Here is a 26586-nt window from a genome sequence, read left to right on the forward strand (position 1 = left end):
GACGCTGCAAGAGAAAGGCGAAAAAAATGTGGCTTATGATGAAGGTTGTTGCTTCGCCCATTGTAAAAAGCGGGCTCGCGTATCCGGATCGGCCTGCTGGAACCAGAATTTAAGGCGTTGTTCCGTCAGGGTTTGGGACTGAGGAGGAATGACATCCAGTTCAGATACACCGGATAACAGCGTACTGTCGTCTGCCATCATAGTGGCAAACTGGGGAAGCGATGCGCGTTTACCTGCTTTGTTATAGGTCTGGGTTGCGGCCTCATAATCCGGCCCTTTAGGGGATGTGGTCAACGCCAGAATATCAAGCTTCACCGGAATGGGCATCGCATCGCCATCCAGCAGCTCAACGCGTGGCGAGGTGTCAAAGGCCGCAGACTCTTTCTCCGTTTCAAGGCGGGGCAGGGTGATGTTCACCTGACTGATTTGACGGGTATTAAAACTGACGATCAGCGGCGGGGAGATGTACATCCGTTGTTCATGATTAGCAAGGCCGATCGACTTTTCTACCCGGAAGACCAGCTGATGAGGCCCGTTATCTAGCTCAATGCTGTCTGCGCCGCGTAATAATGAGCTGGAGACTTTTTTTCCGTCCAGAACCAGCAGATCAATGTCGGTAGAGAGCCGGAGCGTGGTCGCAAAGACGCAAACCGGCATCACTAATGCAATCACAGCAGTGGCAATTCCGGTTTTCATAGAAGGCTCCTGTCAGAAATACTGATGTTGCATTAATGTATCTAAATCTTTCGAAAATCATCTTTACTAACATATAGACATATTTCACGGTTTTGCCCTCATACATCTGTATGGGATGGATGGTTGAGATGTGCGCTTTGGCGTACACTTTGAAAAAAACCAGGAGACAAACCATGAGAGAGAACGATATTGCCGAGATTTTGACCTCCACGCGCACCATTGCGCTGGTGGGCGCGAGCGATAAACCGGATCGTCCAAGCTATCGGGTCATGAAATACCTTCTCGATCAGGGTTATCACGTTATCCCGGTGTCACCGAAGGTGGCCGGTAAAAGCTTACTGGGCCAGCAAGGATACGCCACCCTAAACGACGTACCTGAGAAAGTGGATATGGTTGATGTTTTCCGCAATTCTGAGGCGGCGTGGGAAGTGGCGCAAGAGGCCATCGCTATCGGCGCGAAAACGCTGTGGATGCAGTTAGGGGTTATTAACGAGCAAGCTGCTGTGCTGGCTCGCGAGGCTGGTTTGAACGTGGTGATGGACCGCTGCCCGGCGATTGAAATCCCCCGTCTGGGGCTGGCGAAGTAATAAAAAAAAGCCCGATAATCGGGCTTTCTTACACGCTTAGTTCCGCAGGCGTGGAGCCTGTAACTGTTTGCGGATAGTCTGAGCAAGTTCATCCATCGTGGGTTGCTCCGGATGTTCTTCCTGTAGTTCGCTACTCAGCTGCGCTTCAGCAAGATAGGTGTGAACGGGTTGTCCATCGTCACCTTCCATCACCACATGATACCAGGGCGCAGCGCGAAGCTCGGCGTTTACCGCCAGCTCGTCTGCAGACGGTTCATCAAGAGAATACTCCGGGTCGATATCCACGACCACACCCAAATACCCTAGCAAAGTGTGGCGGACCTGCTGGCCGATACCGAATTTGCTGGCAATCATAGTCACCTCCCGGGAAATACGACTTACACGTTATGTGCGGGCAATATTTCTCTTTTCAAGTTACATGACGCGACAGGCAAACCCTTTCAGATAGAGCCCTTCCGGGTAGGTAGCAATCACCGGGTGATCGGCTGCCTGACGGAACTGCTCTATAAATTGTACATCACGGCCAGCATCTATTGCGGCATCGGCGATGATTTTCTGAAATAAATCTGTGGTCATCAAGCCAGAGCAGGAGAACGTAAGCAGCACGCCGCCCGGGTTCAGCAGCTGAATGGCCAGCATGTTGATATCTTTATACCCGCGGCATGCGCCCATCAGCTGGCTTTTGTTTTCCACAAACTTAGGGGGGTCCATGACGATAACGTCGAATTTCTCGCCCTGATCGCGATACTTACGCAGCAGTTTGAAGACATCATCGCGAATAAATTCAGCTTTGCTCACATCCAGCTTGTTCAGCTCAACGTTCTGCTTTGCCACGTCCAGCGCTTCCTGCGAAGTGTCCACGCTCACCACCTGAGCACAGCCGCCCATTAACGCTGAAACGGCAAAACCACCGGTATAGGAGAAGCAGTTCAGCACGCGTTTATTGGCAACGTACTGACGCGTCGCCAGACGGCTGTCGCGCTGGTCGAGGTAGTAACCCGTTTTGTGGCCGCCCTGAATATCCACCAGCAGCTTCATGCCGTGCTCTTCAATCGGCAGCAGGGCAGGCGGCAGCTCGCCTGTCACTGGACCCTGGGTCAGCTCCATGCCCTCTTTTTTGCGCACCGCCACATCGCTGCGGTCGTAAATGGCGCATTCCGGGAACAGCGTTTGCAGCGCGCTAATCAACGCCGCACGTTGATATTCAGCACCAGCACTCAGAAGTTGTAGCACCAGGAAGTGACCAAAGCGGTCAATGGTGACGCCCGGCAGGCCGTCGGACTCACCGGCAATCAGGCGGTAGCTGTCCAGTCCGTCGCGTTTTGCCAGCCAGTCGCGCCACTGCTGCGCCTGCTGCAGACGGCGAACGAAGAAGTCGATGTCGATGGTTTCATCTTTATCGAAGGTCCAGACGCGGGCACGGATCTGGGACGCAGGCGAGTAAGCACCTCGCGCTAACCATTTCCCCTGATGGTCAACGATATCAATGGTTTCACCGAGGCTGGCTTTACCTTCCATACGGGCAACCGCGCCGGAAAAGACCCAGGGATGACGGCGCAGTAATGACTTCTCGCGCCCTTTGGCTAACACTAAACGTACACTCATAATTTGCTGTTCTGTCGATTTCAGGAAATGGCGCGTAGAGTAGCACATTCAGCAAGGCGCAATCATCTGCGGATACCGTTGAGCGTTTCGGCACAAAATCAAATCGCTTAAGCACATTACGGCATTGTCGCATGCTTTACCTTAGGGCTTCCGGTTCAGCAAAGGAAACCCCCATGAAAAAGCGCAGTGCAATCGCAATAACCGCTCTGGCGGCAATGAGTTTTCAGGTTTTAGCAGCAACGCCTTTCCGCATCACCAGCCAGGATATCTCTGGCGAACGCCGGTTGGCGCAACAGCAGGTGTTTGAGGGATTTGGCTGCCACGGTGGAAATAGCTCTCCACAGCTGGCATGGAAAAATCCGCCCGCCGCGACGAAAAGCTTTGCCGTCACGGTATATGATCCGGATGCGCCCACCGGTAGCGGCTGGTGGCACTGGACCGTAGCCAATATCCCGGCGAAGACAATGACGCTGCCCGCTGATGCCGATAACCCGAACGGCGAGAAATTACCTGCCGGCGTTGTGCAGGGACGTAATGATTTCGGCTATTCTGGTTTCGGCGGTGCATGTCCACCCGCAGGGGACAAGCCTCACCGTTATCAGATTACCGTCTGGGCCCTGGACGTGGATAAACTGCCCGTCGACAAAAATGCCAGCGGCGCGCTGGTCGGCTTTATGATCAATAGTCACGTTCTGGCAAAGGCTCAGTTAACAGCGACCTACAGTAGATAAGGATGGCGGAGTGCAGGAGTTCCATTTTCGACATAAATATCTCACGGCGGGTGAAGTGAGTGCCAGCAAAATGCATCGCCTGCATCAGGTCAAACTCTTTTTTCCGGCTATTTGTCATATTACGCACGGCAGTAAGGTAATTGTTCAGGATGACAACCGGCTGGTGGCGACACGGGATGAGCTCATCATTATCCCTGCTAATACGGTGATGGAGATTATCAATCAGCCCGCGAACGGCATGTTTCGATCGGACTTGCTGATGTTGTCCCCGGAGATCGTTGCCGAGTTTAAAGCGCATTATCTGAAATCCTGGCCGCGTACGACGTTACATTCGCTCTGTGCCCCACTGAGCGAGGGGCTGGCGTTTATGTGGGATAACCTGCTGCATGCCGTGCGTCAGGATTTACCAGAGGCGCTACAAAAGCATCAGGCCTTCGGTCTTTTACTTGCCTTGCTGCATGATGGCGTGGCAGGTCCGCTGCTTATTGAGCGAAATATTAACCTGACCGAACAGGTGCGGCAGTTCATTATGCTGTCGCCCGCCAGAGCCTGGACCGCGCAGGACATCGCCAGCCGTCTGGCCTTGAGCGTGCCGACGCTTCGCAGACGGTTACGTGAAGAGTCGCAGAGCTTTCGCCAGATTGTGGAGGAGGTGAGGATGGCCGTTGCGCTGTCACAGTTACAGTCAACCCGATTACCGATTGGCGAAATCGCATTACAATGTGGGTATCTTTCCAGTTCTCGTTTCACCGCCCGTTTCCGGCAACACTATGGCTGTTTACCGAAAACGCTACGTTAAGGAGAAGCAAAATGGCAAAAGTCTGCACCATCGCCTGGGTTCACGGTGTCGTTCAGGGCGTCGGCTTCCGCTACAGCACCCAGCGCGAAGCGATTGAGCTTGGGCTAACGGGATACGCGCGAAACATGGATGACGGCAGCGTTGAGGTGCTGGCCTGCGGCGAAGCGGAGCAGGTCGATAAGCTGGTGGCGTGGCTGAAAGCGGGCGGTCCGCGCAGCGCGCGGGTTGATAAGGTGTTAACAGAACCGCATCAACCCGGTCGGGAATACGTTAATTTCGGTATTCGCTACTAAATACACTTCACCGGTTTTGGCAGGCCGGCAATTTTGGTGGCCTGCTTTGCCGGGCCTTTAGGGAACAGGCGATAGAGATAGCGGCTGTTGCCTTTCTCTTCGCCGAACTTATTGGCCATGGCTTTGACCAGCATGCGGATAGCCGGAGAGGTGTTGAATTCAAGATAGAACTCGCGGACAAAACGCACCACTTCCCAGTGTTCGGGGGAGAGGGTGATGGCTTCTTTCTCTGCAATCACTTCCGCCAGCGCTTCGCTCCACTGGCTGCTCTCTTTCAGATAACCGTCGTTATCGGTCTCAATCTCTTTGCCTTCAAAACTCAGCATAATCATTCACACGTCAGTCAAAAACCGCAACAGTGTACCAAAAAACAAAGCCCCGCATAAGCGGGGCCAGGTTCACAGCGCTGTGGCTTAATCGCGGCTGGCGAAGCCCAGGATGCTCAGCAGGCTGACGAAGATGTTGTACAGCGACACATACAGGCTCACGGTAGCGCGGATGTAGTTCGTCTCACCGCCGCGAATGATGTTGCTGGTTTCAAACAGGATCGCGCCTGAAGAAATCAGAATAAACACGGCGCTAATCGCCAGATGCAGGGCCGGCAGCTGCAGGAAGATGTTTGCCACCATACCCACCAGCACCACCACGACACCCGCCATCAGCATGCCGCCGAGGAAGGACATGTCCTTACGGGTGGTCAGCACGTAGGCCGAGCAGCAGAAGAACACCAGCGCGGTACCGCCCAGCGCCATGCCGATAAGGTCACCCATTCCGGCAGACAGATACGCGTTCAGCATCGGCCCCAGGATGTAGCCCAGGAAGCCGGTGAAGGCAAACGCGGACAGAATACCGACGGGTTTGTCAGCGGTTTTGTAGGTCAGGAACATCAGACCATACATGCCCACCAGCGTCAGGATCAGCCCCGGAGACGGCAGCATCAGCACGGTGCTGGCGGTTGCAGTGATCGCTGAAAACGCCAGCGTCAGGCTAAGCATGAAATAGGTATTGCGCAGCACCTTGTGGGTACTGAGTAGCGATGTGCGGTCGCGTGAGGAAGTAATTATACGATCCATGAGTCACTCTCTTATGACAGATGTAATTAACGGAAAGAATAGGAAACGGCGCGCCAGTCTCAAAGTGGTTTTACCCATCTTTACTCAGTACGTTAGCGCTTGAGATGGTTATTTCATCTGCAGAAGTCCGTTTCACCAGTATGAACAGCGGTTTGCAAGTATTTATCAGATCAACCTCTTATAGGTTACTGAAAAATATTGCGTTATTACCATTAGAACGCTAAGAGTTATCTCCGGATCGTCATAAACAGACAATAAGGCGAAGGACATGAAACCACAAACACGCACTCACTTTACGCTCTCTTTGCTAACCGCCGGGATTCTGTGCGCCAGCACGGCATCCTGGGCGGCTAACGTGCCAGCAGGAACCCAACTGGCAGAGAAACAGGAACTGGTCAGGAATAATGGCAGCGAACCGGCTTCGCTCGATCCCCACAAAGTCGAAAGCGATGTCGAATTCAATATTATCAGTGATTTATTCGAAGGGCTGGTGAGCATTTCTCCGGCAGGCGAAGTCCAGCCCCGACTGGCGGAAAAATGGGAGAACAAGGACAATACCGTCTGGACGTTCCATTTGCGCCCGGGCATCACCTGGAGCGATGGCACGGCCATTACCGCAGAAGATGTGGTCTGGAGCTGGCAGCGCCTGATCGACCCGAAAACCGCTTCACCGTATGCCAGTTACCCGGGGAACATGCATATCGCTAACGCGGCCGATATCGCCCAGGGAAAAAAAGCACCGGATACGCTGGGCGTAAAAGCAATCAATGACACGACGCTGGAGGTGACGCTAACGCAGCCAAACGCGGCTTTCCTCGCGATGCTGGCGCACCCGTCGCTGGTGCCGGTGGATAAAGTGCTGATTGGTCAGTTTGGCGACAAGTGGACCAAACCGGAGCATTTCGTCAGCAGCGGGGCGTATAAGCTGTCGCAGTGGGTGGTCAACGAACGCATCGTGGCGGAGCGCAACCCGCGCTACTGGGATAACGCACACACCGTCATCAACAAAGTAACCTATCTGCCCATCACGTCTGAGGCCTCAGATGTAAACCGCTATAAAGCGGGCGAAATTGATATTGTATATACGGTGCCGATCAACCAGTTCGCTCAGCTCAAGAAAACCCTGGGCACTCAACTGGATGTCTCTCCGCAGTTGGCGACCTATTACTACGAATTCAATACCACCCGGCCGCCGTTCAACGACGCACGCGTGCGTAAAGCGCTGAACATGGCGCTGGATAAAGACATTATTGCCGGGAAAGTATTAGGGCAGGGGCAGCGTCCAGCGTGGCTTATCAGCCAGCCCGATATTGGCGGTGTTAAGCTACAGAATCCGGATTACGCCAGCTGGCCGCTGGACAAACGCATCGCTGAGGCGAAAAAGCTGCTGAACGAGGCCGGGTATAACGCCAGCCATCCGCTGAGCTTCAACCTGCTCTACAACACCTCTGAATCGCACCAGCGTATCGCCATTGCGGCCAGCTCCATGTGGAAGAAAAATCTCGGCGTGGACGCGAAGCTGCAAAATCAGGAGTGGAAAACCATGCTGGATACCATGCACACCCACAACTTTGATGCGGTGCGCTACGCGTGGATTGCCGATTACGACGATGCGGCGACGTTCCTGAACAACTTCCGTACCGGTGACAGCGAAAACACCAGTCAGTACAGCAACCCGGAATACGATCAGGCCCTGGTTAACGCTGCAAAAGCCAAAACCACGGCTGAGCGCGGCAAGTTCTACCAGCAGGCGGAAGATTTACTGGGACGCGATGTGCCGGCTATTCCGGTTTATCACTACGTCCGTACGCATCTGGTAAAACCCTGGGTAGGGGGATTTACGCCGGATAAGCTGGGGTACTATTTCACTAAAGACATGTACATCAAAAAACATTAAGCCAGTGCTGATAAAATCGTCGATGTGTCGTCAGTTCAACCGATTAAACACATTTTGACTATTTTTACAGCGAACGAATGGCTGTACTCTTTACAGCACACGGTGAGGTGTTTATAGTTCGCCTCACTTAGGAAGTGTGGCCGAGCGGTTGAAGGCACCGGTCTTGAAAACCGGCGACCCGAAAGGGTTCCAGAGTTCGAATCTCTGCGCTTCCGCCAAATATAAACCCCAGGTTACTCGTTGACCTGGGGTTTTTCTTTTTGATTGAACGATCCTGCTCACACTTTTAAAACCTCGTTATTTCCCGGTAAAAACCAGACGTTATCATTCATCCCGTAAATATTTTTTCATCTCTTACCGAGGCTTTGATGCTGGAGAATGTGTTCATCAGATAATCAGTTTCCCGCCCTTCTCAGGACGGACTGATTATCGCTGCGCTTAAACCTTACGCACGCACCTGTGGGTGTGGGCTCGTTTTTACGCATGATGATTACACAGGTTTTCCAGTATGAATTTATCCCGTCAGGAACAACGTACCTTACACGTTCTCGCCAAAGGTGGACGTATTGTGCACGTCCGCGACAGTTCAGGCCGCGTTACTTCCGTTGAGTGTTATACCCGTGAAGGACTGGTGCTGAGCGACTGCACGCTTAACGTCTTTAAAAAACTTCGCACTAAAAAGCTGATCCGTTCCGTGAACGGGCAGCCTTACCGCATCAATACCACCGGGCTGAACAACGTCCGCGCCGAGTTGGATAATCGCTAAGCGAAATAAACAACGCCACCTTTGGGTGGCGTTGAACGTGACGTTTAAGAGCGAATAAAGGCCAGAATATCAGCGTTGATGGTGTCCGCATGGGTGGTATGCATCCCGTGCGGGAAGCCCGGATAAATTTTCAGCACGCTGTTCGCCAGCAGCTTGTCCTGCAGAAGGGCTGCATTTTTATAGGGCACGACCTGATCGTCGTCGCCCTGCATCACCAGAACGGGGACCGTGATGGTTTTTAAATCTTCCGTCTGGTCGGTCTCAGAAAACGCCTTAATTCCCTCATAGTGGGCCCTGGCGCTTCCGATCATTCCCTGACGCCACCAGTTCTGGATCGTACCCTGCGAAACGTCTGCCCCGTCCCGATTAAAACCGTAGAAAGGACCGCTGGCGACGTCGAGGTAAAACTGAGCGCGGTTAGCCGCCAGCGCTTTGCGGAAGCCGTCGAAAACCTCGATGGGCGTTCCGCCGGGGTTAGTCTCCGTTTTTACCATCAGAGGTGGCACGGCGCTGACGAGTACCGCTTTGGCGACGCGGCCCTGCGGTTGACCGTACCGGGCGACATAGCGGGCGACCTGGCCGCCGCCGGTGGAGTGACCGACGTGCACGGCATTGTGCAGATCCAGGCTTTCAACCACGGCTGACGCATCTGCCGCATAATGATCCATATCGTGACCTTCACTCACCTGGTCCGAACGCCCATGACCACGACGATCGATAGCGATAACGCGATAGCCTTCTGCAAGGAAGAAGAGCATCTGGTTATCCCAGTCATCGGCACTCAACGGCCAGCCGTGGTGGAAAACAATGGGTTGAGCCTCTTTTGGGCCCCAGTCTTTGTAGTAAATGTTGACGCCGTCTTTCGTGGTTACGAATGCCATACAGCAGATTCCTCTGTTATAGACAACACGATCGCATGCCGAGTGCAAAGCGAATCATAATGTCTTAATTAAGTTGGCTTTTTATGTTTTCCGTACCGACAGTACTCCTAAAGTGTAGGAGAAAATAAAAGCAGTAGATTTCATTTCTGTGAAAGGCATTCATTTTGCCTGGAGGCCAGAGGAGGGAGCGAATGATGGCCCTGGAGCAACCCTCCAGAGCCTTCAGAACAACGCTAATGTCAGGGGAGTTTAGCGGTTTTCTTCAATATAGCGGGCCAGATCCGCCGGGGTTTTCAGCACCGTTGCGACGTCTGTTGGAGGGATCATACAGCCGTAAACGTCCTGCACTTCCAGTACCATGTCGACCGCCAGAATGGAGTCGAGAATGTCGGATTCAATCAGTTCATCGTGAAAGCCCACCTTGCGGGATAACACTTTTTCGAACAGGGCGAGAATTTCTTGTTCCATAATTTTTCCTGGAGTTATTAATTTGTGCGGGCGTAAGCGTCCAGCAACTTGCGGTCAATTTTGCCGTTAGGATTCAGCGGCAAAGCGTCTTTTACGATAATTTGTGAAGGCACCATATAGGGTGGAACTACCTTCGACAGCGAGGTTTTGATCGCCTCCGGCGCCATATCCGTCACGCAGAATGCGGCAATGCGCAGCACGCTGCCGCAGGATTTCATCAGCGGCAGCACCACGGCTTCGTTGATGCCGGACATAGCCAGCAGGCGGTTTTCAATCTCGTTGATTTCAATACGGTAGCCATTCAGCTTGACCTGGCTATCGTTGCGGCCCTGGCAATAGATGAGCCCATCTTCATAGCCCAGATCGCCTGTCCGGTAACCGCGGAACATTTCACTCTCCCGACGCAATAATTTTGCTGCGTTCTCCTGAGGGAGACCGAGGTAGCCGCGCATGACGTTTTTACCCCAGATAATCAGCTCGCCCTCGGCGGAAATTTCCATTCTGCTGTCGGGCATCATGACCCCAACCGGCAGCACGGCGCTGTCGCTGTTGAGGATCTCATCCGTTATCTCGACCACGGTTGTCGCGATGGTTGCTTCCGTTGGGCCATAGGAGTTAATGATTTTGGCCTGCGGGAAACGGCGGCGTAACTGTTTAACCAGCGCTTTATTTAACACTTCACCAATAAAGATAAAGACGTTCAGTGCAGGCAAATACTCACTGTTGAACTGCGGTGAAAGCAGCTGCTGGTATGCAAAAGAGGGGGTGGAAACCCAGGCTGAAACGGCGTTGATTTTCAGTCGCTCCAGCCAGTTCTCTTTCTGAATATCGTCTTTGGCGTTCAGCACGATATGTCCGCCCATTGCCAGATTCGCCAGCAAAGGGATCAGGGAGAGATCAAAGCTGAACACCGCGTGGTTCATCAGGACCGGTTTTTCCGGCAGTGAAAAGTCCTGGCTGACCCATTTCATGAAGTGCCACACGCTTTCACGCCCAATCTGCACCCCTTTAGGCTTGCCGGTGCTGCCTGAGGTAAACATGATATAGGCCAGATCCTGCTCCTCCAGAACCTTGCCCGCCTCGCCGGTGGCAATGAACTGCTTTGTTGCCACGTCATAGTAGTAAGGGGCACTGGCCAGATGGCAGATCTCACGCAGTCGTTCCTGCGGATAAATACAGTCCACCGGGATGTACGGAATGTTGTGCAGCAGGCAGCTATAAATAGCCACCGCGAACTCAGCCTGCTGATGACCGTACAATACCACCGGTGTGCCGTCGCCAGGCTGGCAGCGTCGATAACGCTGCGCCCAGTCCGCCACGGCGGAGGAAAGTTGCAACCAGCTTAAGGCTTCGTCGCTGCCGGTGATGGCCAGCTGCTGCGGAGAGGCAGGATCGAACAATGCTGCACGTAAGAAATCCTGCAGTTCCTGAAGATCAGAGTGATTTTTCATAGAGGTGACATTCCACTAAAGATGTAAAGGGAGCCCGCGGCGCTTCCCAGCGTCAGAATTCGCCCCAAAAACGCAACAGCCGGATACTGCAAGCCGCGGTTCAATGCCGGGCTGCGTTTGGCTGACCACAGCAGCATGTTATGAGCAACAGAAATTGCGCCAAACAGCGCGCCGCTAATGACGTAATGGCGTTCCAGGCCATTCCATGCCCCCATACAGAACAGGGTGCAAAAAATACCGATATTTTGCGCCAGCGTTTTGTTCTGGCGGAAAAAATTGACCTTCATCAGGTTCATATAGACGGGCATAAAGACCACATCACGCAGCCATTCAGACAGGCTGATGTGGAAGCGACGCCAGAAATCCTGCGGGTTTTTCGCAAGAAGCGGCATATTGAAGTTTGCCGGAATATTCAGCCCGAACAGGCGGCCTGCGCCGATGGCCATATTGCTGTAACCTGCAAAATCAAAGTAGAGGTAGGCGCTATAGGCAATCGACATCACCACGCCCACGGTCAGCGTAAACGGCTTATGGCTCCAGGGCTGCACGACAAGCGAATCGATCAGCATGGCAAACAGGAACTTCTGGATAATGCCGGTAATGATTTGCTCTAAGGCCACTAAAAACTGTTCACGGTTAAGTGCAAACACGGGCTTGCTGACATCATTCATCCATGTCCGCCAGCGGTACATAGGGCCAGCCAGGATAATAAAAGGCATAAAGAGATAGCAGAAATAATGCAGGAAATTCTGGCCTTCTTTTTTACTGCGATAGAGCAATACATCAATTGCGCGGAACGTCATAAAAGAGAGGCCAATCATGCCCCAGTGGTTATTTAAGTGTAATTTCACCAGGAACAACGGCAATAATGTTAAAACGACCGCCTGCCACGTTTTTAACCATCCTTTGGCTTTTAACGTGGCGAAAACATAAAAACTGAAAAAAACGGCTACGGGAACAAGGTAATCACCCTGAAAAATATAGCCCCAACCTAATGCTGTCAGTATGGAGAATGCTGATAACCAGGTCAGACGATGGCGTAATACGCGGTTAACCGCCGCAAACACCAGGGCGGATGAAAACAAATAGACAAAAAACATTCCTGAGCTATACATCATTCGGCCTCAGAACTTTTGATATTCAAAATGCAGCTGCATGCTCATGCTGTCATCAACAGAGGTCCATGCGACAACGGTGATTGCCAACAGGAGATAAAGGAAAAAAAGACGGATCGCGATTTTCATCATTTAAAACTCTGTGCAATAAAGCGAATCATAGGAACCCAGGCCAGTTCGGAAGGGTGCAAACGATCCCAGTTCCAGCCATTCTGATAAGGCATGGCGTACATATCTAAATAAGGGATCTGGTTCTTTTCCAGAATGGTTTTAATTTGCTTATCAACCGGGCGGAAGGTATCGGTATTGTAAAGTGCCCAGGGATTAACCGGGTCGACGATAGCAATCACCTGCACGTGACGTTCTTTCAGCAGCTGAACGGTTTTACTGAACGCGGCGATTTGCGCAGGCACGACCGGCGTGTCATCCCACTGTTGCGGTTTACCGTCCTCTTCGTAAATCGTTTTGTCCATCCACAGCGTGGCCGCGCTCTGCTGGCGTTTTTTATTTAACTCGCGCGCGTTCGCCAGCTCTTTATCCCAGTCTGGGGCGATGTGGGTGGTTGGCTGCTGCGGCCAGGGCTGTACCGTCTGGGGCGTGATGTTGAGCAGCGCCAGCCAGTCGTTTTTTATCAGGGTGCAGACGTTCGCAAACTGGAAGCTCAGTTCGTCCCACATCAGATCGGGGTGCCAGCCAAAGACACGCATTTGGCCAAAGGTTAAATGGCTTATGTCTTTACTATCAATATGCTTTAAATAATTAACCAGCAGCGGTCGCGCCTGAGGATCTTTCATCAGCGGATTAAAAATAGAACCGGGGAAATTATCGGCATAGATAGCAGGTGGCAGACCTTTTGAGTAAAAACTGTCAGGCGCCAGAAGCAACACAACTTTACTGTTTGCGTTAAGGCTATTTTTAAAACGTGAGAACAGTAAGAATTGCGTTTCGTCATCGACAAACGCATCGCCATACGCCACGACGGGCTTGTGCAATTGCTTATTAAAGTAATTATATACAGCGTAATGTTCATCTTCAGAGGTGGCGACCTCTGATGCACCGATGAAGAAAATAGCATTCCCTTCTAAGGCATGGGAAATGGTGGCTATTTTTTCCGCTTGTTCTTTAGGTGTGCCCGCCATTGATTTAATCAGTGGCTGAAAGGCGAGGGGCGGATCGAAGCTTGTCACCAACGGGTGAACACACAGGAACAAAATGGCCAGTGTCGCCATCAGGATGTGTAAGCAAAGCGTATTTTTGATTTTCATCATCAACCAGTAAGATTACATGACAGTAATTTTTTGAAGTCTGTTGTCATTTCGATTTATAACAATTACACAACAAAAGGCCGTCTGTTTATGTGTCATTCTATACCAGAGCGATTTAAACGGATGAGCGTTGCTGTGTTACGGTATGTACAAGGGCGCAGAGACTGATGTGAGGTAAGCAGCTGGGTGACTTTTTGCGCAGTTAAACGCCTGTGGGTAAAAATAGAAAAATTCCTGCTTTACAAGGCGCTAATAGATGTTTATAGTGCGCCTCACTTTGGAAGCGTGGCCGAGCGGTTGAAGGCACCGGTCTTGAAAACCGGCGACCCGAAAGGGTTCTAGAGTTCGAATCTCTACGCTTCCGCCAAATTCGAAACCCAGGTCGTTATGCGACCTGGGTTTTTTGTTTTAGCCGGTTTCAGCATGCGATTCAGTCATGCTGATGTGGCGCTGGAACGGTGTTCTTCCATACACAGTGTGTATCAGCTGCAGGGCGCGCAGCGTGTTGTCAACAGGACAAAAAACCTGCTCAATTTTTAGCATAATGTTTTGTTTTATATTTTTTTAACGTCCAGCCCTGGCTATTACTATTTTTAATGCCCATACGGTTTTTCGTATAATAAGATGCTGTCTCCATTACGTGAGACATAAAAGTGAACAGGTTCTTAATAATTTTTCATGTTTCATTTAATTTTCTGCAAATAGTTTGGCCTGACGCGCAAAACTGATTAAATCATGGTGTGGATCACTGCCGACAGAACATAACTAAAATATAATGGCGGTATCGTTCTGAAGCAGGGTTTATTCGCTTCAAAAAATTACTATTATCCACCATGAATGGAAGACATGATGAGAGGAAAAATCCCCAAGAGCGAGTTGCTGGTGACGTTCGAAGTTGTGGCGCGTCACGAAAGCTATACCCGCGCGGCAGAAGAACTGGCGTTAACGCAGAGTGCAGTGTTCAGACAGGTGACGGCCCTGGAGGAGTTTTTACACACCTCATTATTTAACCATGCCAAAAAACGGATTTTTCTAAATGCAGCTGGAAAGCATTATCTGAATATCGTGAAAGAGACGCTTAATAGGCTGGAGCGCGATACAAATATGATAATGAGCTGGCAGCCTGCCGTTCAGGTGGTGGAGTTAGCGGTAAATCCTACCTTCAGTACGCACTGGCTGATCCCCAATTTATGGGAGTTTAATAAATTAAATCCTGATATTATTGTCAACATTCACTCGCTGGCTAATATCGGCGATTTTTTAAATCGTGAATACGACGCGGCTATTATGCGCGCAGATTTTTGTCCTCCGTGGTCGGAAGTCGATTATTTATTTGAAGAAGAGATCCTGCCGGTCTGCAGCCGAAGCTTGCTCCCCAGTGTGGAGCAGAAACTGGGGGTTGAGGAGCTGCTAAGGGAATTTCCACTGTTACACCAAAGTACTCGCATCAATGGCTGGCAGGAGTGGTTTGCGCTTTCCGGTATTACCAGTCCGGATGTGAATCTTGGCCCGCGTTTTGACCTCCTTTCGATGCTGATTGCCGCAGTACGATCGAACCTTGGGGTCGCGCTGCTTCCCCGCTTCGCCATCCAGCATGACCTGGACTGTGGCGAGATGGTTATCCCCTGTGATGTTCCTATCCGCACCGGCAATCGCTTCATCATGACGTGGCGGGAGGAAAAGGCTCAGTCCCTGCCGTTACAGACCTTCCGCGAGTGGCTACTACAAAAATCAGTAGTGTCTCCGGTGGAGTAAAAATACCGGATGGCGGCAGCATAGCGCGCCATCCGGTACCGGCATGCTTACCAGTCAATGCCTTCCTGTGCCTGAATACCGCTGTCAAATGCGTGCTTTACCGGGCGCATTTCGCTAACTGTGTCGGCAAGCGCCAGTAATTGCGAGTGGCAGCCGCGTCCGGTGACGATCACGGTCTGCTGCACCGGACGATTCTCAACCGCCGCGATCACTTCCTGAGCATCCAGATAGTGATAAGCCAGCATATAGGTGAGCTCATCCAGAACCACCAGGTCGTAGCTCGGGTCAGCCAGCATGCGTTTGCTCTCCTGCCACACTGCCGTTGCGGCTTCAATATCCGTCTCCCGGTTTTGTGTCTCCCAGGTAAAGCCGGTGCCCATAATGTGAAACTCGACGCCGAGCGGATGCAGGGTGTTGTATTCGCCATTATCCCACTGACCTTTAATAAACTGCGCGACGCCAACGGTTTTACCGTGCCCGACGGCACGCGTTGCCGTGCCGAAGGCAGCAGTGGACTTGCCTTTTCCGTTGCCAGTGAAGACGATCAGAATTCCTCTCTTCTCTGTCGCCGCCGCTACGCGGGTATCAACCTGCTCTTTACGCTTTTGCTGCCGTTGGCGGTGTCTGTCTGCGTTAGCTCGCGCTTCCATAATGGCTCCTTAATGTCCGGCAGGGCAGGATGCGCAGCGATGCTGCTGCTCAAACTGGCTGAAGAAATTATTCCCTTTGTCGTCAACCAGCACAAAGGCGGGCAGATTTTCGACCTCCATCATCCATACCGCCTCCATGCCCAGTTCGGGATACTCCAGGCAGCGCAGGCTTTTAACGAACTGCTGTGCCAGCAGAGCCGCCGCACCCCCGATACTGCCGAGGTTGAAGCCACCGTGTTTATGGCAGGCATCGGTGACCTGCTGGCTGCGGTTACCTTTGGAAAGCATGATCAGGCTTCCGCCCGCGGCCTGGAACGCATCGACATAGCCGTCCATGCGCCCGCCGGTGGTTGGGCCGAGGGAGCCGCAGGCCTGATTCTCCGGTGTTTTCGCCGGCCCGGCGTAATAGACGATATGGTTTTTCATGTACTCCGGCATCGGCTCGCCGTTATCCAGCCGCGCTTTGATTTTTGCGTGGGCGATATCGCGGGCGACCACAATCGGGCCGCTTAACGACAGCCGGGTGCCGATCGGCAGGGCGGACATATCGCGCAGGATCTCACGCAGCGGGCGGTTCAGGTTAATCTGTACGGCTCGAGCGTCGTTTTCATCACGGCTGGCCTCCGGGATATATTTCCCTGGGTTATGTTCCAGTTTCTCCAGCCAGATACCGTGTTTGTTGATTTTCGCTTTGATATTGCGGTCGGCGGAGCAGGAGAGTGCCATGGCGACAGGGCAGGAACCGCCGTGGCGCGGCAGACGGATGACGCGGATATCGTGCGCGAAGTACTTGCCGCCAAACTGGGCGCCGATGCCGAATTCGCGGCTGGCGTTGAGCAGCGTGGCTTCCAGCGCCGTATCGCGGAACGCCTGGCCCAGCTCGTTCCCGCTGGTGGGCAGGTTGTCATAATATTTTGTTGAAGCCAGCTTCGCCACCTTCAGCGCCTGGTCGGCAGAGAGACCGCCGACCACAAAGGCAATGTGATACGGTGGACAGGCCGCGGTACCGAGCGACTTCATCTTCTCGATCAGGAACGCGGTGAGCTTCTCCGGCTGCAGAATGGATTTCGTTTCCTGGAACAGCGCGGCTTTGTTAGCCGAACCGCCGCCTTTATTGACAAACAGGAAGCGATATTCGCTACCCGGCGTGGCGCTGATGTCTATCTGCGCCGGCAGGTTGGTTTGGGTGTTGACCTCGGTATACATGTCCAGCGGTGCGTTTTGCGAATAGCGCAGGTTACACTCGCTAAAGGTGGCATAAACCCCTTTGCTCAGCGCTTCGGCGTCATCACCGCCGGTCCAGACGTGCTGGCCTTTGCTCGCCACAACGGTGGCCGTGCCGGTATCCTGACAGTTTGGCAGAACGCCTTTTGCCGATACCTCGGCGTTACGCAGCAGCTGCAGGGCGACATACTTATCGTTACTGCTGGCCTGCGGGTCGTGCAGGATGCTGGCTATCTGCGTTAAATGTCCGGCGCGCAGGAAAAATGAGGCTTCATAAAAGGCCTGCTGGGCCAGCAGGGTCAATGCCTCAGGCGCCACCTTAATGACCTCCTCGCCCTCTAACTCCGTCACCGTAACGTGTTGCGTGCTGAGGAGTTCATATTCCGTCGTATCGTTACTTTGAACAAACAATTCCTGCCAGACAAATGGTTTAGACATAATACTTCTCACTTTGTGGTCGTTTTTGCCGGGCGCTGGCGCAGCTGCCACGCCCGGCTTACAAAATCACAGCCGGTTGGGATCAATGGGCTAAAAAGAGATTGGCCTGCGTCGCCTCAGCGACGTACGCAATCGTCTGCTGGGCGCGGACGCTATTCCCGGCGACATCCAGCGGTGGCGAATAGACCGCGATGGCGTATTGCCCGGGCACGATGGCAACCATGCCGCCGCCGACACCGCTCTTCGCTGGGATCCCAACGGAGTACAGCCATTTGCCGCTACCGTCGTACAGCCCGGCAATCGCCATTTCCGCCAGAACCTGCGGTACGTAGCGTTCATTCAGCAATTGCTTACCGTTGAAAGGTGATTTGCCTTTGTTCGCCAGCACTGCGCCCATTTTGGCGAGCTGCTCAACGGTGATATCTACGGAACACTGGCGGGTATAGATTTCGACAGCTTCCCGGGTATCGCCATAAAAGCTGTTGTAGGACGCCATCAGCATTGCCAGCGCCTGGTTATGCTGATTGGTCTCCATTTCAGATTTGAACACCGGTTCGTTGACGGTCAGCGAGGCATCGGCCCACGCATTCAGGTTATTGAGAATTTTGTTCCAGCGGTCGGTCTTATCTTTCGCCTCAATCAGGCTTACCGTGCTCATCGCCCCCGCATTAACCAGCGGGTTTTCCGGCGCACCTTTGGTCAGCTCAATCGCTAAGCCGGAGTTGAAGGGCAGACCGGTCGCACTGGCACCGAGTTTATCCAGCACCTCCTGCGGGCCACGCTGCTCCATCGCCAGCGCCAGGGTGAACACTTTACTCAGCGACTCCATTGGGAACGCTTTTTTGACATCGCCGACCTGGTAAATGTTGCCGTCGACCGTGGCAAGGGTGATGGCGAAATTGTTGGGGCTATAGGTCGCCAGGGCAGGGATGTAATCGGCGACTTTCCCCTCATGATTACCTTTAAATTTTTGGTGAGCCTGCTCAAGCAGTTGCGCGTAGTCCGGGGCGGGTTGCGCCAGCGCGGCGGCGCTAAACAACAGGCTGACGGATAAGAGGCTGACGCCGAAAATATTTATCTTCATGGGGCTATCCTGTAAATCGGAAGATAAAAGGCCAACGACGGTTGGCCTTTGTAATCAATACATGGCGATTTCGGTTTCTGAAGCGGTGCTTTCTTTGGCCGGAACCTTGCCGCGGCAGCCGACGCCGAAGTGTTCACCTTCCCAGCGCCCGACGATAGCGGCACCCATCGCGTTACTCATCACGTTGGTGGCGGAACGACCCATGTCGAGGAACGGATCGACGCCCATCAGCAAAATCAGGCCCGCTTCCGGAATGTTGAACTGGTTGAGCGTGGCGGCAATAACCACCATCGATGCACGCGGCACGCCCGCCATCCCTTTCGAGGTCAGCATCAGGATCAGCAGCATGGTGATCTGCTCGCCAATGCTCAGTTCGATGTTGCACGCCTGGGCGATAAACACGGTAGCAAACGAACAGTAGGCCATTGAGCCGACCAGGTTAAAGGAGTAGCCGATGGGCAGGACAAAGCTGGCAATCCTGGAGGAGACGCCGAATTTTTCCAGTTTGTTCAGCGTGCCCGGGAAAGCCGCTTCTGAACTTGAGGTCGTAAAGGCCAGCAGCGCAGGTTCGAGGATCGCTTTTGTCAGACGACTGATGCACGGACCGACAATCATCGTGGACAGGCCAATCAGAATCGCCCACAGCAGGCCGAGCGTCATGTAGAACTCGCCCATGAAAATACCGGCGCTGACCATCACACCCAGACCGCGTTCGGCAATCAGTCCGGAGATCGCGGCAAACACGGTCAGCGGTGCAAACAGCATGACGTAGCCCGTCAGCTTCAGCATCACATGCACCAGAGAGTCGAGCACCTTAATGATGGGCTCGGCTTTCTCGCCAATGGCCGCCAGGCTGCAGCCGAGGAAAATCGAGAACACCACGATTTGCAGGATCTCGTTGCGGGCCATAGCATCAACGATGCTGGTCGGTACCGCGTGAGAGATAAACACTTTCAGCGTGAACGGCTCGGACTGAACGGCCGCAACGGCCCCGGCGTCATGGGCGACAAAGTTAATGCCTGCGCCAGGCTGGAAGATATTGACGATAACCAGCCCCAGCGCGATCGACAGCAGCGAGGCACAAATAAAAAGGAAAAAGGTTTTGGAGAATATACGGCCGAGTGTTTTAGCATCACCCATTTTGGCTATGCCGACCACCAGGGTTGAAATGACCAGTGGGGCGATAATCATTTTCACCATACGTAAGAATATAGTGGTGAAAATAGAAATATCTTGTGAATACGATTTTGCTGTATCTGCTGATGCCATATTATTAATGACCACCCCGGCTATCATGCCGAGTATCAAACCTAATATGATCATTTTCGTTAAGCTTATTTTTTTCATGTTTACTCCATCGGATAAAGGTTGGTTAATGTGTAGGGTCGCGTGCGTCTGAGCCATGACGTATCGCTCAGACGCACGTTTGTTGTGACCAACCGCATGAATTATCTGGAATACAGTGATACAGCAAATATCTATATCCCAATGGACGTTGTTGTATTTGTAGTGTTACAGCTCAAACTCAATACTTAATAACGGCGCATGCTGCTGGGCACCATAAACATCATTGTCACCGACGTTGCCGGAGATAATATCGCGAGGCATGACGATTTTGACCGCATTGGCCGGGTCGAACCAGATAATGCGATGTATAAAGTCAGGCTTAACGTTATATAAACGGGCAACAAGCTGTGGCGTTAATTGCTCCGAGGCTTTTACCCGCTGATAGTCTTCACGCGTTTTAAATAAAATATCCAGAACCAGCTCATACGGCCCCGCATTTTTAGAGCGAATGACCTGCGCCAGTGAGCAAATACTGTGTTTCATAACTGAACTCCTTCTGGCGTGACCTGTTCGAGGTGGAAATCAAACCGTAGCGCGTCACTCGCTTCAATAAGGTGATAGATTGAGAACTCATACACCGGGCCGCTCTGAATATCGGAAGGGGAGAACGGGAACGCGAGGTTGCCCGCTGTGGCGATCCGGTTTTCATAGCCGTAGTGCAGCAGGGTAGAGCGCACCAGCGAACAGACGCTGTTGGCGATATCCTGGGTGGGAGCCACCACGTCCAGCAAAATTCCCAGCTCGTGCCCGGCGGACTGCATTGGCTCATGGTTGCCCATCACGCCATTCTTTCCGTACAGGTGGAACGTCATGCGGATGCTGTCGTCATTCAGCGAGAGGTTGCGCTTCACGCTGACCTGTACCTCTTCGAGGATGTTATCGATCCCGGCAATCATGATCGGGTCGCGCGTACCGGCAATGGTCAGGCAGCGGAAGCCAACCCGGCGGGCGCCTTCCAGCTTCAGCGCATACGGCGTTTCTTCGTGACGGGAACCGCTGACGTACACTTCGCCCTCGTTGACCGCTTTGAAGCTGCACCCTTTCAGGTTCAGGACGCCGCCCGGTCCCGGCAGGAAATACGGGTCGGATTTCTCATACAGGGTGTGCGCCGCGGCCGACGTTTCGGTGAATTTACGCTTCGGATTAAACGTTTTCAGCGTAAAGCCGTTATCGTCAATGATGCCCATCGCGCAGTCGGAGCCAGATCCCGGCGTAGCAGCAATCGCCGCGCACTCAAGGATCTTACCGCAATGCAGCGCCAGACCTTCATCGAAGCCCTGCATGACAGGCAGTGCGGCAAAGCAGGCCGGATCGTATGCCCGTCCGCCCAGCACCACCTGCGCCCCGGCCGCAAGAGCCCGCTGGAAAGGCTCGATACCCATCTGCGCGACAATATAGGTGCTCTCCTCGATGGCCTCGTGGGTCAGCTCCGGGACGAAATCCAGGGCAGTGATTTTCCCGTTGTCCAGCGCCTGATGCACAGTGGCTTTATCGACATCCGACGGGATCAGCGCCATAGAGAATGAGAGTTTCTCTTCCTGAGCAATCTCGAGAATTATCTGCCGGCACCACTCCAGATGCGGCGCGGCACCGGAGCCACCCGCGGTACCGATCACCACCGGAATATTGTGCTTCACGCCAGCCACGATCATATAGCGCAGATCGCGTTTTACCCCCGCCCGGTCGGTGAAAGGCTTACCTGCCCCCAGGTAGTGGGGGCCAGGGTCGGAAGAGCCCGCGTCAACAGCAATAAGATCCGGCGATTCTTCCATAGCTTTACGAAAACTCTCTTCCGGGAAGCCATAGCCCAGGATTGCCGTTGGCGATAAGATCTTAAATGTACGTGCCATCTTTTAATCCTTAGTTTGCAACAGTGCGATGGTGCGGTTCATTTCGTTAAACACGATGTTAAGACCTTCATCGAAGCCCATGCCCGGCTTGATCAGCATGCGCATCGGGCGAGCGGCGAGGGCCACGTGCACGCAGGTGCGGGCGCTGATTTCCGTTTCGTTACAGGTACCGCCCTGATAGGCTTCCATGCCGTGTTTGTTGCAATACAGCACCGCATCAACGATGTTGTGAATACCGCCCAGATCCGGGGTTTTGATCTGCACCATGTGGCAGCTGCCCGCATCGGTGAAATCCACAATGTCCTGATAGGTGTTACACCACTCATCGGCAACGATTTTCACGCCGGAACCCAGGCGCATCAGCTCGTGGGTGATGGCGGTCAGCAGGCGGATTTGGTCCGGCTTGTTACCCGCATCCACCGGCCCTTCAATGTACAGCGGCAGGCCCTGGGCCTCTTTTTCGAGGCTGGCGATATACGCGGCGCAACGGACCGGGTCCATATCGAAAATCAGACCGATAGTGCCGTACACGTCAATGTGCAGCGTCGGGCGATAGCGCGGGCTGGTACGCAGGCTTAAGATGCGGTCGGATAACCAGCGTACATACTCACGCAGTTTTTCCCCTTTCAGGCCCAGCTTCTCTTCCACGTTGTTGATAAGCGCATGCGGCAGTACATCAACGCCTTTGAGGATCATTTTGTCGACGGCGATATAGCGGTCGTCACCGCTCTGACCAAATAATGGAATGGCTTCCGGGACGCACGGCAGTTGCCACTCGTCACAAACGACTTCCGTTTTCAGACGACCGGTCGCCAGGGCCGCCGCGTCGAGCAGCGCCTGCGACAGGCCATAACGCACGGCGGTATGCAGCAGATGGCCATCTATACGCAGTTCGTCAAAGAAGCGGGCGTTCGTCAGGAACCGGTCAACGTCACGGCCTTCCAGCAGCGGTTTGATGTGATCGTTAAGGAATGGAATGAAGTGTTCAGCCAGGAACAGCGGATCGCGACCGCCTGCACCTGAATATTGCACCGCTGCACAATCGCCCACCGCCACCGCGCCGTTTTCCAGAATCAGCTGTACGGATACGCATTCACCCGCCTGACGAACGGACGTAAATCCTGGCGTTACCGGAGCGCCGGTATAGATAAACCCGTCATGCCCGGCACCGTTTTTGATGGCCTGCTGATCGTCGAAATAGAATGAGGAGTAGCCTGCGGTGAAAAGGGCCTGTTTAATTTTCATTATGGTCTTCCTATTAATTTACTGTGGGATACCGCGTTGATGTCATCAACAACCATCTGGAATGAGGGCTTACGTCCTTCAAAACGCGCGCGCTCGGCGACGTAATCGTGATGCAGGGCGAGAATATCTTTCGGCAGCGGAACCGCGCCGGCTTCCAGGACGCGAATCGCACCGGCGTTATCACGCACCGGCAGGATTTTGCCCGCGTTGCAGGAGGCGGGAGCAAACGGTACGTCCAGCACGCCAGCTTCAAACGCCAGCACCGTTCCGCGCGCGACATCACCGTTGCCCAGCTCGAAGACTTTCTTCAGCACGGCGCGGACTTCGCTCTTAATGAGCTCGACTTCCTGCTCGACGGCGGCACACGGTGGGAATTTCTGATCGCTGACCATGTTGAGCATCTGACGCGAGGCCTTCAGCCCCTGGGCGTTTGCGGCAGCGGTCGGAATACCGAACGCTTCGTGCGGGCTCTTGGTGATCACTTTGGTCGCTCCGGACATACCGGCAACCGCTGCACCCCAGGAGATAATGGCAAATGCTTTCGACTCATCTTCCGGGAAGCCGCCCATCCACTGGTGGAAGACGGTACTCAACTCGTAATCGTCAAAGCCGTGGTTATGGAAATATTCGTGGGACAGTTCGCGCAGAGCCTGAATGGCGGCGATATCCTGCGTCAGGCTACCGACCTGGCCGTAGCCGACGGTGATTGACTTCACGCCCTGTTCCAGCGCCAGCAGACCTTCGATAATCGCCACAGAGTGGGACACAAACGGCGGGATCAGGGTGCCGGTCAGCGGGCCAAACGGTTCACGGTTGATACGGATGCCGTTCTCTTCGTACAGGCCCATCAGGCGGTCGCAGTACTGCCAGTCGCGGATGGATTTTTCCAGAGTGACGCGCTTAGCGTACGGGATGTTGTAGGAGATACCGCCGCCTTCGTAGCTGGTAAAGCCGCTGGCCATTGCGATCTCCGCCAGCAGGCGCGCATCCGGCGTGCCGTGACGTACCTGAATCGGTTTCTCCAGCGCTTCAGTCATGCGACGGCAGGCGGCGACGCCGTGGTTGACGACCGGTAAGCCGTTAAGTTTGGAGGTGCCCGCTTCGATGGATTTTTGGATACCTACCGCTGCCTCTTCATAGCGATTCAGACGGGTGTAGGCATCAATGGTGCTGGGCAGCAAATCGCAATCTTCCTGCAGCGTTTTGAGCAGGGCGATATGTTCATCCATGAGCGCTACGCCAGCGCGCGGCTGGCTCAGGGTTTTACCTTCCTGATCCGCCTTCAGTAGAGCGTGAGAAAAGCGTTTTTGCTCAGGAATGGTTTGCTGGTACTTCACGCCATCTTCGAAGTTCTCAACGTCCTTGCCGGTATGCCAGGTTTGTAAGACCTGTTGCCGCTCAGTCATGAATTCGTCATGGGTTAGCTTTTTATTTCGAAGTTCCATTCGTTGCTGCCTTAGGTTTTATAGGGTTAAACAATGAATACTGGTACGGGCCGCAGCCTGTGGGTACAGCCTGGCGACATTCGCCAGCAGAGGAAGCAGACCTTTTGCATCGCGGTAATAATCAAACTGCCCGGGTAAAAGCACGCGTCTGCTGCTGTCGTCCAGCTCGCGGTACTTCAGCCAGCGGTGAACATCAAACTGACTGGCGCGGGAGAGCCATCCCCCGGAGCCGACCACTTTGCGCACGGTGGTCAGATCGCGCCCCACCTGCAAATCGACGTTACCTACGCAGGTACAGACCTGTTTTTTGGTGCCAGCATGGCGCTCGCTGGCGTACCCAACGCACAGCCCGGCCAGCAGCGTGTCGAAATGTTTTTCTTCTTCGGTGACAGGCAGATAATCCGGATGTGCGACCAGATGGCGCAGATAGCCATAAAACGCTTCCTTGCGCTGAGGCTGATGGGCGAACACCGTGTTCACCAGTTCCTGGGTACTTTCGCCGACCACCACCGCCGAGACGCGCATACCGAGGTCTCCCTCGACGGTGCGTTTCACAAACGGCTCAGGCACGCCGTGCAGAACGGTATCCGGGGAGAGCATGTTGGCACTGGCGGAATAGACGTCGGTGGTGGCACCGCCCATGTCGATCAGCATGAATTCTTTCCACGCGCTGTCGACGTCGCTGATCGCTTTCACCAGCTCGTAGACGGTCCACGGTGTTGGCATCGGCTCCTCGCCGGTTTCCCCGACGATAACGTCCAGCCCTTTTCCCTTCACAATGCGGGACAGAAAGACATCGCAGATGGCCTTGCGGGCGGCATAAGGATTCGGGTGATCGAGGTCAGGCAAAACGTTGTCGACCGTAATCAGATCTTTGTGGCCAAGAATAGCCTGCACGTCGTCCTGAATATCGCGGTTTCCAGCGTAGATAATGGCGCAATCCAGCGTTGACGCTGCCAGCGCGCGGGCATTGGCAAGACCGTAGCTCTCTTCGCCGCCGTCCGTACCGCCTGTGAACAGCAGAATGTCTGGTGGGGAATCCTCCAGCGCCCGGATATCGTGGCGGTTAAGTTTGTAGGAGTAGTACTGGGCAATTTTGGCACCCGCCGAATGGGCGGTGACTTTGGCCGATTCCAGGGTTATCGACGGCACCAGACCCATTGCGGCAACGGCGAGCCCACCTTTTGCCGACGAGGAGTATTTCAGCGTAACGTCCCCGCTGTTCAGCAAAGGTCGCGCATCGGCAACGTTTAGCACCTGGTTCAGGCTGGTAAAGAACCCCTCCGCCAGGTGGTGGGTCGTCGTCGGGGTCAGAACATGGTTGACCAACGTTAGCGCATCACCCTCCGGCGTGAAGAGCGCTGCTTTGGTCCACGTCGAACCTATGTCGACTGAGACGATTTGCATCAGAAGCCCTCTTCAAGACAAAGCTCTTCAACGCGCTGACGCTGCTGTATATCGTTCGCCATCAGCTGACAGACGTCTTCCAGGTCGTGGCTTGGGGCGAAAACGCGGTTGAAACCCATCTCTTTGAATTTGGCTTCGACGTCGGCAAAATCGTGCTTACCCACGACCAGATTACCGCCCACAAAAAGCAGGATGTCGCCGATACCGCGTTCGATGCAGCGCTCACGCAGCCCCAGACAGTCGATGTCGCCATGGCCGTAGATGGATGAAACGACAATAGCATCAGCCCCGGTTTCGATGGCCGCATCAATATATTCATCCTGGCTCACCATCACACCAAGATTGATTACGTGAAAATTATGGGAAGTAAAAACACGGTCCAGAACTTTATTGCCTACCGCATGGCAGTCAGCACCAATGACGCCAATAACAAGTGTTGATTTCTTCATGGGTAATCCTCTGTAGGGCTGATTGTAAAAATATTATGGGTATTAAAAATAGTTAATGGGTATTC

At 53.6% G+C, this 26586-nt stretch carries 27 protein-coding genes and 2 tRNA genes; 9 read left to right on the plus strand and 20 right to left on the minus strand.

What is annotated here, in order from left to right; translation table 11 throughout:
* Positions 1-33: 33 nt before the first annotated feature.
* Positions 34-696, minus strand: a complete 663-nt coding sequence (gene csgI / locus ACJ9Y9_RS08000; protein WP_028019207.1) for a curli synthesis inhibitor — start codon at positions 694-696, stop codon at positions 34-36.
* 173 nt (positions 697-869) lie between these two features.
* Here csgI and ACJ9Y9_RS08005 point away from each other — a divergent pair, with 173 nt between their 5' ends.
* Complete coding sequence (locus ACJ9Y9_RS08005) at positions 870-1283, plus strand: CoA-binding protein (protein ID WP_032666992.1); 414 nt, start codon at positions 870-872, stop codon at positions 1281-1283.
* Positions 1284-1319: 36 nt separating this feature from the next.
* Here the strand turns inward: ACJ9Y9_RS08005 and hspQ are convergent, their stop codons facing one another.
* Positions 1320-1637, minus strand: a complete 318-nt coding sequence (hspQ, locus tag ACJ9Y9_RS08010) for a heat shock protein HspQ (protein ID WP_008499919.1) — start codon at positions 1635-1637, stop codon at positions 1320-1322.
* Positions 1638-1697: 60 nt separating this feature from the next.
* On the minus strand, positions 1698-2888 hold the full coding sequence (gene rlmI, locus ACJ9Y9_RS08015; protein WP_028019205.1) for a 23S rRNA (cytosine(1962)-C(5))-methyltransferase RlmI: 1191 nt from the start codon (positions 2886-2888) through the stop codon (positions 1698-1700).
* A 173-nt stretch (positions 2889-3061) separates the two neighbouring features.
* On the opposite strand from rlmI, the gene ACJ9Y9_RS08020 reads away from it, so the two are divergent.
* From ACJ9Y9_RS08020 to yccX, 3 genes are read left to right on the plus strand one after another with little or no spacing between them, the layout of a single operon-like run.
* Entirely contained in the window at positions 3062-3619 is a 558-nt protein-coding gene (locus ACJ9Y9_RS08020; RefSeq protein WP_028019204.1) for a kinase inhibitor, read from the plus strand.
* Positions 3620-3629: 10 nt separating this feature from the next.
* Positions 3630-4418, plus strand: coding sequence for an AraC family transcriptional regulator (locus ACJ9Y9_RS08025; protein ID WP_028019203.1), 789 nt, complete (start codon positions 3630-3632; stop codon positions 4416-4418).
* An 11-nt stretch (positions 4419-4429) separates the two neighbouring features.
* Complete coding sequence (gene yccX / locus ACJ9Y9_RS08030) at positions 4430-4711, plus strand: acylphosphatase (protein WP_028019202.1); 282 nt, start codon at positions 4430-4432, stop codon at positions 4709-4711.
* Here the strand turns inward: yccX and tusE are convergent.
* Together tusE and yccA are read right to left on the minus strand one after the other, a co-directional pair.
* The gene (tusE, locus tag ACJ9Y9_RS08035; RefSeq protein WP_028019201.1) at positions 4708-5037 is read right to left on the minus strand and encodes a sulfurtransferase TusE; all 330 of its coding nucleotides are present in this window, start codon (positions 5035-5037) and stop codon (positions 4708-4710) included. The two genes, yccX and tusE, sit on opposite strands and share 4 nt — an antisense overlap.
* Positions 5038-5124: 87 nt before the next feature.
* Positions 5125-5784, minus strand: coding sequence for an FtsH protease modulator YccA (yccA, locus tag ACJ9Y9_RS08040; protein ID WP_023335168.1), 660 nt, complete (start codon positions 5782-5784; stop codon positions 5125-5127).
* Positions 5785-6052: 268 nt separating this feature from the next.
* Between yccA and ACJ9Y9_RS08045 the strand changes: the two genes are divergently transcribed.
* The 3 genes from ACJ9Y9_RS08045 (at position 6053) to ACJ9Y9_RS08055 (ending at position 8447) form a co-directional block, all read left to right on the plus strand.
* Positions 6053-7681 carry an ABC transporter substrate-binding protein gene (locus tag ACJ9Y9_RS08045; protein WP_028019200.1) on the plus strand — a complete coding sequence of 543 codons (1629 nt, stop codon included), beginning with the start codon at positions 6053-6055 and terminating at the stop codon, positions 7679-7681.
* A gap of 130 nt (positions 7682-7811) precedes the next feature.
* Positions 7812-7899, plus strand: a tRNA-Ser gene (locus tag ACJ9Y9_RS08050).
* Between the two features lie 290 nt (positions 7900-8189).
* The gene (locus ACJ9Y9_RS08055; RefSeq protein ID WP_028019199.1) at positions 8190-8447 is read left to right on the plus strand and encodes a YjhX family toxin; all 258 of its coding nucleotides are present in this window, start codon (positions 8190-8192) and stop codon (positions 8445-8447) included.
* A 44-nt stretch (positions 8448-8491) separates the two neighbouring features.
* Here ACJ9Y9_RS08055 and ACJ9Y9_RS08060 read toward each other — a convergent pair whose 3' ends face one another.
* The 5 genes from ACJ9Y9_RS08060 to ACJ9Y9_RS08080 form a co-directional block, all read right to left on the minus strand.
* Entirely contained in the window at positions 8492-9328 is an 837-nt protein-coding gene (locus tag ACJ9Y9_RS08060) for an alpha/beta fold hydrolase (RefSeq protein ID WP_028019198.1), read from the minus strand.
* Positions 9329-9577: 249 nt separating this feature from the next.
* Positions 9578-9796 (minus strand): acyl carrier protein, encoded by a 219-nt coding sequence (locus tag ACJ9Y9_RS08065; RefSeq protein ID WP_008499867.1) that lies wholly within the window; start codon positions 9794-9796, stop codon positions 9578-9580.
* A 17-nt stretch (positions 9797-9813) separates the two neighbouring features.
* Positions 9814-11247, minus strand: a complete 1434-nt coding sequence (locus ACJ9Y9_RS08070) for an AMP-binding protein (protein WP_028019197.1) — start codon at positions 11245-11247, stop codon at positions 9814-9816.
* Positions 11244-12362 carry an MBOAT family O-acyltransferase gene (locus ACJ9Y9_RS08075; protein WP_049008462.1) on the minus strand — a complete coding sequence of 373 codons (1119 nt, stop codon included), beginning with the start codon at positions 12360-12362 and terminating at the stop codon, positions 11244-11246. Before ACJ9Y9_RS08075 ends, ACJ9Y9_RS08070 begins: the two co-directional genes overlap by 4 nt.
* A 128-nt stretch (positions 12363-12490) precedes the next feature.
* On the minus strand, positions 12491-13627 hold the full coding sequence (locus ACJ9Y9_RS08080; RefSeq protein WP_028019195.1) for a D-alanyl-lipoteichoic acid biosynthesis protein DltD: 1137 nt from the start codon (positions 13625-13627) through the stop codon (positions 12491-12493).
* A 279-nt stretch (positions 13628-13906) separates the two neighbouring features.
* Between ACJ9Y9_RS08080 and ACJ9Y9_RS08085 the strand changes: the two genes are divergently transcribed.
* A tRNA-Ser gene (locus ACJ9Y9_RS08085) sits at positions 13907-13994 on the plus strand.
* A gap of 482 nt (positions 13995-14476) precedes the next feature.
* Positions 14477-15382, plus strand: coding sequence for a LysR substrate-binding domain-containing protein (locus ACJ9Y9_RS08090; RefSeq protein WP_028019194.1), 906 nt, complete (start codon positions 14477-14479; stop codon positions 15380-15382).
* A gap of 47 nt (positions 15383-15429) precedes the next feature.
* On the opposite strand, the gene cobO is transcribed toward ACJ9Y9_RS08090, so the two are convergent.
* The 10 genes from cobO to glmS all read right to left on the minus strand — a co-directional run bounded on the left by cobO (position 15430) and on the right by glmS (position 26521).
* A complete protein-coding gene (gene cobO / locus ACJ9Y9_RS08095) occupies positions 15430-16032 on the minus strand; it encodes a cob(I)yrinic acid a,c-diamide adenosyltransferase (protein WP_028019193.1) in 603 nt (200 codons plus the stop codon).
* Between the two features lie 9 nt (positions 16033-16041).
* Complete coding sequence (locus ACJ9Y9_RS08100; protein ID WP_028019192.1) at positions 16042-17694, minus strand: class I fumarate hydratase; 1653 nt, start codon at positions 17692-17694, stop codon at positions 16042-16044.
* 82 nt (positions 17695-17776) lie between these two features.
* Positions 17777-18778 carry a glutaminase A gene (gene glsA / locus ACJ9Y9_RS08105; protein WP_028019191.1) on the minus strand — a complete coding sequence of 334 codons (1002 nt, stop codon included), beginning with the start codon at positions 18776-18778 and terminating at the stop codon, positions 17777-17779.
* Positions 18779-18832: 54 nt separating this feature from the next.
* Positions 18833-20125: a dicarboxylate/amino acid:cation symporter gene (locus ACJ9Y9_RS08110; protein ID WP_028019190.1), complete on the minus strand. Its 1293-nt coding sequence runs from the start codon at positions 20123-20125 to the stop codon at positions 18833-18835.
* A gap of 165 nt (positions 20126-20290) precedes the next feature.
* Positions 20291-20608 carry a DUF4387 domain-containing protein gene (locus ACJ9Y9_RS08115; protein ID WP_028019189.1) on the minus strand — a complete coding sequence of 106 codons (318 nt, stop codon included), beginning with the start codon at positions 20606-20608 and terminating at the stop codon, positions 20291-20293.
* Positions 20605-21975: an acyclic terpene utilization AtuA family protein gene (locus ACJ9Y9_RS08120; RefSeq protein ID WP_028019188.1), complete on the minus strand. Its 1371-nt coding sequence runs from the start codon at positions 21973-21975 to the stop codon at positions 20605-20607. The genes ACJ9Y9_RS08115 and ACJ9Y9_RS08120 overlap by 4 nt, the downstream gene beginning before the upstream one ends.
* 3 nt (positions 21976-21978) lie before the next feature.
* Positions 21979-23220, minus strand: a complete 1242-nt coding sequence (locus ACJ9Y9_RS08125; RefSeq protein ID WP_028019187.1) for a methylaspartate ammonia-lyase — start codon at positions 23218-23220, stop codon at positions 21979-21981.
* On the minus strand, positions 23220-24665 hold the full coding sequence (locus tag ACJ9Y9_RS08130) for a methylaspartate mutase subunit E (protein ID WP_028019186.1): 1446 nt from the start codon (positions 24663-24665) through the stop codon (positions 23220-23222). Before ACJ9Y9_RS08130 ends, ACJ9Y9_RS08125 begins: the two co-directional genes overlap by 1 nt.
* 18 nt (positions 24666-24683) lie before the next feature.
* A complete protein-coding gene (glmL, locus tag ACJ9Y9_RS08135) occupies positions 24684-26072 on the minus strand; it encodes a methylaspartate mutase accessory protein GlmL (protein ID WP_028019185.1) in 1389 nt (462 codons plus the stop codon).
* Positions 26072-26521 carry a methylaspartate mutase subunit S gene (glmS, locus tag ACJ9Y9_RS08140; RefSeq protein WP_028019184.1) on the minus strand — a complete coding sequence of 150 codons (450 nt, stop codon included), beginning with the start codon at positions 26519-26521 and terminating at the stop codon, positions 26072-26074. Before glmS ends, glmL begins: the two co-directional genes overlap by 1 nt.
* Between the last annotated feature and the right edge of the window lie 65 nt (positions 26522-26586).

Origin of the sequence: Enterobacter sp. CPE_E1241, from assembly GCF_045618265.1 — a bacterium.
Lineage (GTDB): Bacteria > Pseudomonadota > Gammaproteobacteria > Enterobacterales > Enterobacteriaceae > Enterobacter > Enterobacter adelaidei.

What these genes read in the sequence shown, in the direction of transcription:
- ACJ9Y9_RS08090 (WP_028019194.1), top strand. Translation starts at nt 14,477, where the DNA reads ATGAGAGGAAAAATCCCCAAGAGCGAGTTGCTGGTGACGTTCGAAGTT.
- cobO (WP_028019193.1), bottom strand. Translation starts at nt 16,032, where the DNA reads ATGGAAGCGCGAGCTAACGCAGACAGACACCGCCAACGGCAGCAAAAG.
- ACJ9Y9_RS08045 (WP_028019200.1), top strand. Translation starts at nt 6,053, where the DNA reads ATGAAACCACAAACACGCACTCACTTTACGCTCTCTTTGCTAACCGCC.
- ACJ9Y9_RS08125 (WP_028019187.1), bottom strand. Translation starts at nt 23,220, where the DNA reads ATGAAAATTAAACAGGCCCTTTTCACCGCAGGCTACTCCTCATTCTAT.
- ACJ9Y9_RS08100 (WP_028019192.1), bottom strand. Translation starts at nt 17,694, where the DNA reads ATGTCTAAACCATTTGTCTGGCAGGAATTGTTTGTTCAAAGTAACGAT.
- yccA (WP_023335168.1), bottom strand. Translation starts at nt 5,784, where the DNA reads ATGGATCGTATAATTACTTCCTCACGCGACCGCACATCGCTACTCAGT.
- glmL (WP_028019185.1), bottom strand. Translation starts at nt 26,072, where the DNA reads ATGCAAATCGTCTCAGTCGACATAGGTTCGACGTGGACCAAAGCAGCG.
- glmS (WP_028019184.1), bottom strand. Translation starts at nt 26,521, where the DNA reads ATGAAGAAATCAACACTTGTTATTGGCGTCATTGGTGCTGACTGCCAT.
- tusE (WP_028019201.1), bottom strand. Translation starts at nt 5,037, where the DNA reads ATGCTGAGTTTTGAAGGCAAAGAGATTGAGACCGATAACGACGGTTAT.
- ACJ9Y9_RS08005 (WP_032666992.1), top strand. Translation starts at nt 870, where the DNA reads ATGAGAGAGAACGATATTGCCGAGATTTTGACCTCCACGCGCACCATT.
- ACJ9Y9_RS08080 (WP_028019195.1), bottom strand. Translation starts at nt 13,627, where the DNA reads ATGAAAATCAAAAATACGCTTTGCTTACACATCCTGATGGCGACACTG.
- rlmI (WP_028019205.1), bottom strand. Translation starts at nt 2,888, where the DNA reads ATGAGTGTACGTTTAGTGTTAGCCAAAGGGCGCGAGAAGTCATTACTG.
- ACJ9Y9_RS08055 (WP_028019199.1), top strand. Translation starts at nt 8,190, where the DNA reads ATGAATTTATCCCGTCAGGAACAACGTACCTTACACGTTCTCGCCAAA.
- csgI (WP_028019207.1), bottom strand. Translation starts at nt 696, where the DNA reads ATGAAAACCGGAATTGCCACTGCTGTGATTGCATTAGTGATGCCGGTT.
- hspQ (WP_008499919.1), bottom strand. Translation starts at nt 1,637, where the DNA reads ATGATTGCCAGCAAATTCGGTATCGGCCAGCAGGTCCGCCACACTTTG.
- ACJ9Y9_RS08110 (WP_028019190.1), bottom strand. Translation starts at nt 20,125, where the DNA reads ATGAAAAAAATAAGCTTAACGAAAATGATCATATTAGGTTTGATACTC.
- ACJ9Y9_RS08020 (WP_028019204.1), top strand. Translation starts at nt 3,062, where the DNA reads ATGAAAAAGCGCAGTGCAATCGCAATAACCGCTCTGGCGGCAATGAGT.
- yccX (WP_028019202.1), top strand. Translation starts at nt 4,430, where the DNA reads ATGGCAAAAGTCTGCACCATCGCCTGGGTTCACGGTGTCGTTCAGGGC.
- glsA (WP_028019191.1), bottom strand. Translation starts at nt 18,778, where the DNA reads ATGAAGATAAATATTTTCGGCGTCAGCCTCTTATCCGTCAGCCTGTTG.
- ACJ9Y9_RS08060 (WP_028019198.1), bottom strand. Translation starts at nt 9,328, where the DNA reads ATGGCATTCGTAACCACGAAAGACGGCGTCAACATTTACTACAAAGAC.
- ACJ9Y9_RS08120 (WP_028019188.1), bottom strand. Translation starts at nt 21,975, where the DNA reads ATGGCACGTACATTTAAGATCTTATCGCCAACGGCAATCCTGGGCTAT.
- ACJ9Y9_RS08075 (WP_049008462.1), bottom strand. Translation starts at nt 12,362, where the DNA reads ATGTATAGCTCAGGAATGTTTTTTGTCTATTTGTTTTCATCCGCCCTG.
- ACJ9Y9_RS08130 (WP_028019186.1), bottom strand. Translation starts at nt 24,665, where the DNA reads ATGGAACTTCGAAATAAAAAGCTAACCCATGACGAATTCATGACTGAG.
- ACJ9Y9_RS08065 (WP_008499867.1), bottom strand. Translation starts at nt 9,796, where the DNA reads ATGGAACAAGAAATTCTCGCCCTGTTCGAAAAAGTGTTATCCCGCAAG.
- ACJ9Y9_RS08070 (WP_028019197.1), bottom strand. Translation starts at nt 11,247, where the DNA reads ATGAAAAATCACTCTGATCTTCAGGAACTGCAGGATTTCTTACGTGCA.
- ACJ9Y9_RS08115 (WP_028019189.1), bottom strand. Translation starts at nt 20,608, where the DNA reads ATGAAACACAGTATTTGCTCACTGGCGCAGGTCATTCGCTCTAAAAAT.